This window comes from Tsukamurella sp. DT100 (assembly GCF_049844855.1).
In the GTDB taxonomy this organism is placed as follows: domain Bacteria; phylum Actinomycetota; class Actinomycetes; order Mycobacteriales; family Mycobacteriaceae; genus Tsukamurella.
The window spans coordinates 1-10241 of the sequence record NZ_JBNCLV010000023.1; the positions used below are offsets into that span (position 1 = coordinate 1).

At 69.5% G+C, this 10241-nt stretch carries 12 protein-coding genes, 1 tRNA gene and 2 pseudogenes; 6 read left to right on the forward strand and 9 right to left on the reverse strand.

What is annotated here, in order from left to right; genetic code table 11:
- The first annotated feature begins 471 nt into the window (after positions 1–471).
- Entirely contained in the window at positions 472–789 is a 318-nt protein-coding gene (locus ACLQ3K_RS26285; protein ID WP_426002267.1) for a hypothetical protein, read from the forward strand.
- A 55-nt stretch (positions 790–844) separates the two neighbouring features.
- Here the strand turns inward: ACLQ3K_RS26285 and ACLQ3K_RS26290 are convergent.
- Positions 845–918: transfer RNA gene (locus ACLQ3K_RS26290), tRNA-Pro, on the reverse strand.
- 253 nt (positions 919–1171) lie between these two features.
- On the opposite strand from ACLQ3K_RS26290, the gene ACLQ3K_RS26295 reads away from it, so the two are divergent.
- The 3 genes from ACLQ3K_RS26295 to ACLQ3K_RS26305 are packed head-to-tail and all read left to right on the forward strand — an operon-like array spanning position 1172 to position 2747.
- Positions 1172–1708: a GNAT family N-acetyltransferase gene (locus ACLQ3K_RS26295; RefSeq protein WP_336670675.1), complete on the forward strand. Its 537-nt coding sequence runs from the start codon at positions 1172–1174 to the stop codon at positions 1706–1708.
- A 30-nt stretch (positions 1709–1738) separates the two neighbouring features.
- Positions 1739–2404 (forward strand): DUF1361 domain-containing protein, encoded by a 666-nt coding sequence (locus ACLQ3K_RS26300; protein WP_426002268.1) that lies wholly within the window; start codon positions 1739–1741, stop codon positions 2402–2404.
- 19 nt (positions 2405–2423) lie between these two features.
- Positions 2424–2747, forward strand: coding sequence for a hypothetical protein (locus ACLQ3K_RS26305; protein ID WP_426002269.1), 324 nt, complete (start codon positions 2424–2426; stop codon positions 2745–2747).
- A 14-nt stretch (positions 2748–2761) separates the two neighbouring features.
- On the opposite strand, the gene ACLQ3K_RS26310 is transcribed toward ACLQ3K_RS26305, so the two are convergent.
- The 6 genes and pseudogenes from ACLQ3K_RS26310 to ACLQ3K_RS26335 all read right to left on the reverse strand — a co-directional run bounded on the left by ACLQ3K_RS26310 (position 2762) and on the right by ACLQ3K_RS26335 (position 8314).
- The gene (locus tag ACLQ3K_RS26310; protein ID WP_255602921.1) at positions 2762–2890 is read right to left on the reverse strand and encodes an MFS transporter small subunit; all 129 of its coding nucleotides are present in this window, start codon (positions 2888–2890) and stop codon (positions 2762–2764) included.
- Positions 2887–4302: an OFA family MFS transporter gene (locus ACLQ3K_RS26315; RefSeq protein WP_426002270.1), complete on the reverse strand. Its 1416-nt coding sequence runs from the start codon at positions 4300–4302 to the stop codon at positions 2887–2889. Before ACLQ3K_RS26315 ends, ACLQ3K_RS26310 begins: the two co-directional genes overlap by 4 nt.
- 58 nt (positions 4303–4360) lie before the next feature.
- The gene (locus tag ACLQ3K_RS26320; RefSeq protein ID WP_426002274.1) at positions 4361–4729 is read right to left on the reverse strand and encodes a DUF488 domain-containing protein; all 369 of its coding nucleotides are present in this window, start codon (positions 4727–4729) and stop codon (positions 4361–4363) included.
- 30 nt (positions 4730–4759) lie between these two features.
- A pseudogene (locus ACLQ3K_RS26325) lies at positions 4760–5500 on the reverse strand (uracil-DNA glycosylase); the annotation flags it as partial.
- 179 nt (positions 5501–5679) lie between these two features.
- Entirely contained in the window at positions 5680–6957 is a 1278-nt protein-coding gene (locus tag ACLQ3K_RS26330; RefSeq protein ID WP_224645532.1) for an ATP-binding protein, read from the reverse strand.
- A 74-nt stretch (positions 6958–7031) separates the two neighbouring features.
- A pseudogene (locus ACLQ3K_RS26335) lies at positions 7032–8314 on the reverse strand (MFS transporter).
- On the opposite strand from ACLQ3K_RS26335, the gene ACLQ3K_RS26340 reads away from it, so the two are divergent.
- Positions 8277–8426, forward strand: a complete 150-nt coding sequence (locus ACLQ3K_RS26340; RefSeq protein WP_426002275.1) for a hypothetical protein — start codon at positions 8277–8279, stop codon at positions 8424–8426. The pseudogene ACLQ3K_RS26335 and the gene ACLQ3K_RS26340 sit on opposite strands and share 38 nt — an antisense overlap.
- Positions 8427–8437: 11 nt before the next feature.
- Here the strand turns inward: ACLQ3K_RS26340 and ACLQ3K_RS26345 are convergent, their stop codons facing one another.
- Complete coding sequence (locus ACLQ3K_RS26345) at positions 8438–8863, reverse strand: tautomerase family protein (protein WP_426002271.1); 426 nt, start codon at positions 8861–8863, stop codon at positions 8438–8440.
- Positions 8864–8894: 31 nt separating this feature from the next.
- Positions 8895–9596 carry an SDR family oxidoreductase gene (locus ACLQ3K_RS26350; protein ID WP_426002272.1) on the reverse strand — a complete coding sequence of 234 codons (702 nt, stop codon included), beginning with the start codon at positions 9594–9596 and terminating at the stop codon, positions 8895–8897.
- Positions 9597–9684: 88 nt separating this feature from the next.
- Here ACLQ3K_RS26350 and ACLQ3K_RS26355 point away from each other — a divergent pair, with 88 nt between their 5' ends.
- Positions 9685–10191, forward strand: coding sequence for a winged helix-turn-helix transcriptional regulator (locus tag ACLQ3K_RS26355; protein ID WP_426002273.1), 507 nt, complete (start codon positions 9685–9687; stop codon positions 10189–10191).
- Positions 10192–10241: the final 50 nt, after the last annotated feature.

Below are 10241 nucleotides of genomic sequence, written 5' to 3' on the forward strand. Positions count from 1 at the left end.
GGTCGAGCCGTGTGTCCATCGCCTCCCACACCTGACCCATGCCACCGGTGGCGATGAGCCGGAGGAGTTCGTAGCGGCCGGCGAGTGCGGTTCCGCAGCGCATGGCTGGTCCCTCCTGTGTCGGGATCGTCGTTGTTACTCCGGCGCGGGGTACCGGTGGAAGCGGGCGCGCATCGTCGGCACGGCACCGCGCACGACGGATCGGGGTACGGCTGGTCGTCGGGCATATCGCCGGGGGTGGTCGAATCGTTACAGACTGCCGGGGGCCGGGCAGAGGGCAGGACGGTCTCCGTCGGGATGACAGGCTTAGGGTGCACGTACGAATCGGCTACCTCGTCGTGGGCCCAGGTCTCACACCCGGCGTTGCCTGGAACGAAAACGACGACAAGTACAGGAGATGCAGTGCCAGGTGGAAGTCGTGAGAAATGGAATCCTTACGAAGACAAGGCCTTGGCTCGGATTGCTGTTGACATGCTGGTCAACGCATTGGAGCGGTCTCAGTCAACGCAATCATTCTTGTCGGACTCGCTGGTGGCTGAGTTGTGCGGAAGGTGTGAGGCTGACGCGCAGGCGTACCTCAAGGCCATGATTTTCCGTAACGGGATGGCGCCCAACCTGTCGAGCAGAAAATTTGCGGTCGACCTCAATCGCGGGGGTGACAGCTACATCAAGAGTGTGGCCTACTACGACAAAGATATTCGTCCGGGTGTGAATCATGAGAATGTCCGGGTGGACCTGCTTTTCGAGGATGGGGCATGGCATGTTGATCGTTGGACACGAGAGCGCTGAATTACCGCGACCTTCAGTCGGACTCACGCTTCCTCGCGACTGGTCCTGTGTTCTGTCGGGATGACAGGATTCGAACCTGCGACCCTTCGCTCCCAAAGCGAATGCGCTACCAAGCTGCGCCACATCCCGTGATCGCTCGCGCGACCAGGTAAGAGAGTACCCGTGGCGAGGACCCCGACTACGCCCGCGTCGATGTGAGCCCTCCGGCTCCGGCCCGGCTCGAACGGGCGGCCACCCTCACCATCGCGGGTAGGTCGCGTCCTTACCGGGTAGACGCGACTTGGGCGGAGTCGGCACCGACGGTACGGGCGCTGCCGCGGAGCGGGCAATCGCTTTTCCGCGGGGCGGGCAGCGCGGGTGAGTCGGAACTACTGTTCACCGCATGGTCCTGAGCAGTGACGCGGGTGCCGGCTACCTCATCCGGCGGCTCGAGGACGGCGACGCTCGAGCGCTCGCCGACGTGCACGTCCGCGTCTGGAAGGCGACCTACCCCGGCCTGGTGGACCGCGTGAAGCTCGACGCCCTCACCGTGGCGGACGGGACGGAACGCTGGCAACGGATCATCGGCGGGCTGGATCGTCAGGAATCGGAGGGCGTCCGTACTCGCTGCGCCGTGCACACGGCGACGGGGAGGATCGTCGGTTTCGCGACGGGCGGTCCCGCGCGCGACGTGGGCGCACCGTCGACCACGCAGCTCTGGTCCCTGAACGTCCTACCGGGCCACCACGGCACGGGAGTGGCGGCGGACCTCCTGGACGCGGTGATCGGGGAGTGCGGGGCGTACCTGTGGCTGGCGACGGGCAACGCCAGAGCGCTCGCCTTCTACCGCAAGCACCGGTTCGAGCTCGACGGTGCCGTCCAGGTCGACGAGGAGTGGTCGTGTCACGAGTCGCGGATGGTCAGACCTGACCTTTGTTAACGACTCCGAGTGCTTTGGCAAACTGATCTGATGACGAGAACGCGCGCCGTGTTGCTGCTGGCCTCCCTGCTCGCCACGACGGCGCTCACCGTGGTCCTCGGGACGACCGACACCTCGGCCCCGCTCACCTACCCCAGCCGCTTCCTCATTTGGAACCTCTTCCTCGCGTGGATCCCGATGGTCTTCGCCGTCGGCTTCGCGACGGTCCGTAGCCGGTGGGCGCTCGTGCCGCTCGGCCTCGGCTGGTTGGCATTCCTCCCCAACTCGCCGTACCTGGTGACCGACCTCGTCCACCTCGGCGACGACGAGAACATGTGGCGGCACGTGCTGCAGTACGGCTTCGCCGCGTGGACGGGGATCCTGCTGGGCGTCGTCTCGATGCTCCTGGTGCATCGCCGCCTGCAGCGGGAGTTCGGCGCGCGCTGGGGGTGGCTCGCCGTCGTGCTGTCGGTGGGGCTGTGCGCGATCGGGGTGGTGATCGGCCGGTTCCAGCGGTGGAACTCGTGGGATCTGGTGACGCGGCCGGACGCCGTCGTGATCGCGACGCTCGACTGGGTGACCTCCCCGTTCTCCTACGTCCAGTCCACCGGCGTCGCGGTCGCAGTGGCGGCGTTCTTCGGGCTCGCGTACCTGACCATCTGGTCGCTCACCCCGCCGGTGACGGCCCGGGTCGGGAACGCGGCGGAACGCGACTGAGCGGCGTACCGTCGGTCCCGTGTACCTGGAGCGTTTCGTCGCGCACGGCTATCTCGATGCCGATCGCGCCGCTCGTCTGAGCTGGGAGAGCTCCCGGTACGCCTCGAGGATCTACCTCATCGTGGGCGAGCGGCGTCTGCTGGCGCAGAATCTCTCGCTCTGCTGGGACGATCTCGGCGTAGGGCCGGGGACGCCGATCGCGGTCGAGGTGACCAGCGGGAACAGTCGTCTCCTCGACGACGAGCAGCGGGCCATCGCGGGCTTCGCGGATCGCTTCCGTGAGGCGCTCATCCCGCCGGAGCCCCGACGCCCGCGGCGCGGCTTCTTCCGCCGCGGCCGCTGATCGGTCGCCGCGCCTCAGCCCTGGAAGAGTTGCAGCGCCGCGTCGACGGCGTTGTACAGCCCGTACAGCAGCGGGATCGTGACCAAGGTCCACGTCACGACCAATTGGACGGGGTGCCGTCCGTCGGATCCGGTGTCGGTCATCGGGTCTCCTTGGGTGCGTGCGCGGCGTCGACCGCATCGACGACGGTGCCCTGCTCGTGCCACCGTTGGGCGACGGGGCGGATGGCGAGGTTCGCGAGGAAGCCGACCACGAGCACGCCGACCATGATGTAGAGCGCGAGGTGGTAGTCGGCCGCCTCGAGCGGGATCGCCTTGCCTGCCTCGTCGACGCGATCCTTCTTCGAGTCCAACACCCGGTTGACGATGAGCGGGCCGAGCACGCCCGCCGTCGACCACGCGGTCAGGAGCCGGCCGTGGATCGCGCCCACCTGGTAGGTCCCGAAGAGATCGCGGAGATAGGCGGGCACCGTCGCGAAGCCGCCGCCGTAGAACGAGATGATCACCGCGCAGAACAGCACGAACAGCGCGGTCGACGTGGCGCCGATGGTCGCGAGCCCGAGGTACAGCAGGATTCCGCCGCCGAGGTAGACCATGTACGTCGGCTTGCGGCCGATGTAGTCCGACGTCGTCGACCAGCCGAGCCGGCCCGCCATGTTTGCGACCGACAGCAGCCCGACGAAGCCGGCGGCGACGGTCGCGGTGACGGCGGAGACGCCGGTGTCGTCGCGGAAGAAGTCCTGGATCATGTCGGCGGCCTGCTCGAGGATGCCGATGCCCGCGGTCACGTTGCACAGCAGCACGATCCACAGCAGCCAGAACTGCGGCGTCTTGATCGCGTTGGCCGCGGAGACGTTCCCGGCACTCACCATCGCTTTGGAGGTGACGGTCGCGGGATCGAAGCCCGCGGGAACGTAGCCGGGCGCGGGAACGCGAATGGTGAAGACGCCCATCATCATCACCACGAAGTAGACGATGCCGAGCGTGATGAACAGCTTGGTCACCGCGCTGCCGCCGGCCTCGGCGCCGCCGTAGAACTTCATGAGTTCCTTCGACATCGGCGAGGCGACCATCGCGCCGCCGCCGAAGCCCATGATCGCCATGCCGGTCGCGAGCCCGGGCCGATCGGGGAACCACTTCATGAGGGTGGATACGGGCGAGATGTAGCCCAGCCCCAGGCCGATGCCGCCGACCACGCCGTACCCGAGGTAGACGAGCCAGAGCTGGCCGGTCGCGATGCCCGCTGCGGCGATGAGGAAGCCCGCGCCCCAGCAGCTAGCGGCCGTGAACATGGTGCGTCGCGGCCCGACCCGGTCCACCCAGGTGCCGAAGACCGCTGCGGAGAGCCCGAGCATGACGATGGCGATGGAGAAGACGATGCCGATCATCGTCTTGTTGGTGTCGAAGTGTTTGACCAGCGCGTCCTTGTAGACGCTCGTCGCGTACACCTGCCCGATGCAGAGGTGGATCGCCAGCGCCGCCGGAGGGATCAACCACCGGTTGTAGTTCAGCGGTGCGACGGAGTGCTCTCGGTCGAGGAAGGACAACGCGGCCACGGCGCGACGCTAGCAGTCGGACGATGCCCGACGGTGCCGGTCGGAGAAGTTAGGTCCGTCAACGTACGAGCGGGTCGCGCCCGGTCAGGAGCGCGGCGAGCACGTGCGCGTGGCTGATCTCCTCCGCCTTGGAGGCGGTGAGCAGCGTGACCGGCCCGGCGTCGACCCGGGCCTGCAGGCCCTCGAACGCCGCGGCCGCCTCGGGTTCGGCGAGCTCGGCCCGGTACCGCTCGACGAACTCGGGGTACTTCGCCGGATCGTGCTCGTACCACTTCCGCAGCTCCGTGGACGGCGAGATCTCCTTGCACCACTGCGCCAGATCGGCGCGGTCCTTGCTGATCCCGCGCGGCCACAGCCGATCGACGAGGATCCGCTCGCCGTCGCCCGCCGCCTCCGCCTCGTACACCCGCTTGACCCGGACCGTCATCGTCGCCCCTTCCGCCGCACCGTCGCCTGTGATCGTCCGCGCGCGATGGAGGACATCCTCCAGCATGGACGGTGTGAGCCGCCCGGTGAAGGTGTTGTGCTGGCTCACGTGGAAGCAGCCGAGGACGGCGAGCGACCGACCGTCGGGATGGACGAGGTCCACGCGGGCGCCGTGCCCGAACGCGGGCCGCGGCCTGGGGATGCGCCAGCCGCCGTCGGCGAGCACGGAGAACAGCGCCTGCCAGCCGAACGCGCCGAGGACCACGGCCACCCGGGCGCGGGGGAGCAGCTCGAGTTCGCGCGCGAGGAAGGGCGCGCACGCACGGCGCTCCGCCGGCGTCGGCTTGTTCTCCGGCGGCGCGCAGCGCACGGGCGAGCTCATCCGAACGTCGAACAGCTCCATCCCGTCGTCGATCGCCACGGCCCGCGGCTGATTCGCCAGGCCGACGGCGTGCAGGGCGGCGAAGAGGACGTCGCCGCTGCGGTCGCCGGTGAACATCCGGCCCGTCCGGTTCGCGCCGTGCGCCGCGGGCGCGAGGCCGACGATGAGGATGCGCGCCTCCACGGGGCCGAATCCGGGCACCGGTCGTCCCCAGTAGTCCTCGTCGGCGAACGCGGCGCGCTTGATGCGGGCGACCTCCTCACGCCACGCGACCAGGCGCGGGCATGCCCGGCACGTGCGGATCAGGGTCTCGAGTTCCGGGATCGTCCGCGCGCCGTTCGCCGCCGACGGTGCCGCCTCCGGCACGGTCACGCGGGCTCGCCTGGACATGCTCCGAGACTAGGCGGGATGCGGAGCATCCTGCTCCGGATATGGGCGAGGCCGGTGGCACCTGTAACGCGCCCCGGCCTCTGTTTCACTGAGCGGTTTACAGTCACGCTCACGAACTTGTTCGAAACTGTATCAGACGGCGCTCCTTTGTTCCAATTCGTCGCGCCGGTCCGCGGGTGTCAGAGGCGCGCGTAGGTCTCGATGTCCTCGGAGAACTCGGCCGCGACGGCGGGGGAGACGGTGGCCCGGGTGGCGCCCAGGGCGGCCAGGTAGTCGTCGGTGCTCAGCTCCTCGGTGCGGGCGCCGTCCGGCGCGTCGAGCGCCCGCGCGAGGGCGTCCTGCGAGGCCCGGCGGGCCGCGTACTCGATGTCGGCGGGCGTCATCCCCTCACTGGCCGCAGTGAGTGCGGCGATGTCCACCGTGCCGACCACGTGGTCGGGGATGTAGCGGCCCCAGATGGCGGAGCGGGCGTCCGCGTCCGGCAGGCCGATCGGCATGACGTAGTCGAAGCGCCCGTGCCGCAGGAAGGCGTCGTCGAGGGCGCGCACGAAGTTGGTGGCACACACCAGCAGCCGCCCCTCCTGGTCGCGGAACTCGGCGACCTGCTTGAGCAACTCGTTCGTCACGCCCTGCGTGGGCGACGGGGGATCGCCGCGTCGATGCGACGCGATCTCCTCGACCTCGTCGATGAACACCACCGCGTGCTCTAAGGAGGCGATCGCCTCGAACGCGGAGCGCAGCGCCCCGGCGAGACCGCCGGGGGAGTCGGCGAGCCGGGACGGGAACAGCTCGACGAAGGGCCAGTCGAGGCGCGAGGCAACGGCTTTCGCGAAGGTGGTCTTCCCGGTCCCGGGCGGGCCGAAGAGCATCACCGCGTGCGGGGGCATGACGCCGAAGCGCTCGGCCATGTCGGGCCGGGCGAGCGGGGTCACGAGGCGCTGCTCGAGCATCTCCTTCTCCCGCCGCATCCCGCTCACGCGGTCCCACAGCTGGCGCGGCAGCAGTCGTCCACCGACCTCCTTGAGCAGGTCCAGTTCTCGGCGCTGCACGGGCATGGGCCGCTCCAGGTAGCGGACCGGATCGCGCACGACGAAGCCGTTCTTCGAGAGTGCGGCGGAGGCGTCGTCGTCGCCCGCGGTGAGCACCGACAGCTTGCCCAGCCCGAGCGGCGCCATGCGTCGTTCCAGTGCGTCGAGCACGAGCCCCGCGACGGCCGGATCGGTATCGGGCGCGACGTCGAAGAAGACGATCCAGCCCTGGGCGTGCGCCGCACGGCCGACGGCGACCGCCACCACGCGATCGCCCTCCGTGGCGACCATCGCGTGGTCCTGCTGGCACGAGGCGATCACCTCCGCCATGGAGTACACCGGCGGCGTTCCGCGGTGGTAGGCGGCTTCCCAGAGCCGGACGATGGTGTCCAGGTCGTCGTCGTGGAACTCGCGGATGTGGGCCGTCATGCACGCAGTGTGGCATGCATCACAGATCGATGCTCAGCGGTTTTGCGGCCGCACCCGCACCGTGCCGGAGGTGGTCAGGCGTCGAGCGTCGAACCCGCGGGCTGCGCGACCCTGCGGATCCAGACCGTCGCCGCGAGCGAGATGAGCGCGGTCGCGACCAGGTACCCCGCCGCCGTCCACGGCGCACCGTCGGCCCCGTGGATGAGGGCGGTCAGGATGAGGGGAGTCAGGCCCGAGGCGTAGATCCCCGAGAACTGGTAGACGACCGACAGCCCCGTGTAGCGGACCTCGGTGGGGAACAGGCTCGCGAAGAACGTGCCCTGCGCGGCGTAGAAGACGCCGTGGATCAGGCCGAAGACGATGACCAGGCCGACGGTGAACCACACGATCGACGCTGTGCCGAACAGTGCGAACACGGGAAAGACGGCGAGCCCGTAGAGCAGCACGCCCGTCCCGTACACGCGCGCCGGCCCGATCCGGTCCGCGAGCATGCCCGCGAACGGGATGACCACCGCCATGACCAGGGCGGCCACGGTGACGGCGAGCAGAACGTCCACCTTGTTCATCGCGAGGGTGGCCGTGGCGTAGGTGATCGCGAAGACGCCCCACGTGTTGAACGCGCTGCCCTCGGCCCACCGCGCGAGGCAGCCCGCGATCGTGTTGCGGCGCAGCACCGGATCGCCGAGCAGCTGGCGCAAGGGAGTGCGGGTGGTGTCGAGAGTGGCGCGCGCCGCCACGAAGGCGGGCGTCTCGTCGACCGCCAGCCGGACGACGATGCCGATCACCACCAGCACGATCGAGACCGCGAAGGCGATGCGCCATCCGAACCGGAGGAACTGGTCGTCGTCGAAAACCGTTTGCAGCAGGGCGAAGACGGCCGTTCCGAGCCCGAGGCCCAGCGCGAGGCCGACCTGCGGGACGGCGCCGAAGCGGCCCTTGCGACCCTCTGGCGCGTGCTCGACGGCGAGCAGCACCGCGCCCGCCCACTCGCCGCCCAGGGCGAAGCCCTGCACGATCCGCAGGAGCAGCAACAGGATCGGCGCCAGGATGCCCACCTGGCCGGCGGTGGGCAGCGCGCCCATGAGAGAGCCGTCGCGACGCCCATCAGCAGCATCGTCAGCGCGAGCGTCTGCCGGCGGCCGATGCGGTCGCCGATGTGCCCGAAGACGAGGCCGCCGACGGGGCGCATGACGAAGCCGACGGCGAAGGTCACGAAGCTGAGCATGGTGCCGACGAAGGAGCTCGCGTCGGGGAAGAAGAGCTTGTTGAACACCAGCGACGCGGCGGTCGAGTAGAGGAAGAAGTCGTACCACTCCACCGTGGTGCCCAGCAGCGACGCCGCGATCACCCGCCGCAACTGCGAGCGGTCGGGGGCGGACGGGGAGGGCGCGTCGTCGACGGTGGCGGTACTCACCGACCGGAAGCTATCCGCGGCCGGCGGTACCTGTCACCGGTTGTGCTCGCGGTGACCGCAATCGGGTCAGTACGCGGAGCTCCGGTTCGCCGCGGCCCAGCCCCGCTCCACGTCCGACTGCGCGGGTGGCGGCACGAGGCCGTTGATCATCCACATCTCCTCGCTCGTGTCGTCGACGTGGAACTCCCACTGCAGGTCCGGGTGTCGCGCGAGCGAGGGGGCGACCATCGCGCGGACCCACTCGGCGATCCGGGTGCGGCTCGCCGAATCGGATGCGTGCCGGGCGATGTGGTCGATGGCGATGCGCACCGCGGTCGGCGCGCTGACGCCGCCGATGAAGAAGTTCTCCGGCGCGACCTCGTGGAACAGGACGACGACGTAGAAGCGGGGCAGGCCGATGGCCGCGTACTGATCGGCGATCGCGGCGGCCAGGGCCTCCTTCTCGGAGGGGGTGAAGACGGCGGCGGTGTGGTGGATGTTCCAGAGCGGCATGACGGTTCCTCGGTCTCGATGCGGTGTGGGGTCAGGCGGGCGTGGGGAAGGCGAGGGCCTCGACGGGGCCCGACAGCGCCGCCTTCGTCGCGGCGGTGATCTCGTCGGCGAGGACCTCGACGTCGCCGGCCTCGACACCGTCGAGGATCGCCGCGGCGATCGCGGCGGGCGTCGCCTTGGGCAGGGGGATCGCGGACACCATGTCGGTGTCGATGAAGCCTGCGTGCACGCCGACGACCTGGGTGTTCTGGGCGGCCAGCTCGGCCCGCAGGGAGTTGGTGATCGACCACGCGGCGGCCTTGGAGGCGCCGTACCCGCCGGAGCCGGCGAGCCACGACAGCACCGAGTGCATGTCGACGAGGGCGCCTCCTCCGTTCGTCGCGAGGACGGGCGCGAACGCCCGCGCCACGCGCAGCAACCCGAAGGCGTTCACGTCGAACATCGCCTCGATGTCGCGCGGATCCCCGGTGACGAGCGGGGTGGGCGTCATGATCCCCGCGTTGTTGAAGACGATCTCGGCGTCGGACGCGAGGCGTGCGAGCGCCTCGGCGGACTCGGCCGAACGGACCTCGAGCTCGACCGGAACGACCTCGGGGCGGGGATCGGTGAACGGCCCGCGGCCGGTCGCATAGACCTTCCGCGCCCCGCGGGCCAGCGCACCGTCGACCAGTGCGGCCCCGAGGCCCCGTCGGCCTCCTGTGACCACGACGACGGCGTCCTTGATGGCGACCATGGCGACTCCTTCTGAGTAATGACTACGTTAGTCAGCTTGATTCAAGCATCGCCGCCTGACTAACGCAAGCGTTAGTTATGATCGGGGCATGGAGTTCGAGGAGCGGCTGCGGGACCGGGGTAGGTGGGCGATCGGCGACGGTTGCTCGGCTGCGCGCACGCTGGACCTGCTCAGCACGAAGACGGTCTTCCTCGTCGTCCGCGAACTGCTCTACGGCACGACGCGGTTCGACGATCTCGTGACCCGGACGGAGACCTCCGCGCCCGCGGTCTCGCGCGCGCTCAAGCAGCTCGCCGCCGCGGGCCTCATCGTGGCGACCGAGTACCGCGAGCCGGGGGCGCGTGCCCGCGCCGAGTACCGGCTCACCCCGGCGGGGCAGGATCTGCTGCCGGTCTTCCTCGCGCTGATCCAGTTCGGCGACGCGCACCTGCAGCCCGACGGTGCGCCCCTCGTCTTCGTGGACGCGGAGTCGGGAGAGCAGGTGCGCACCCGGCCCGCCGCCGGCGGGGTGGAAGTGTCCGCGGACGGTATCGAGATCCGGCTGAACCCGGATCGGTGGGGTGCGCCGGACGACGCTCCTATGGGTGTCAAGTAGTCCACGGGTGCTCAAGTAGGCGGTAGAGGTCGCGGGCGATGTAGCGCTTG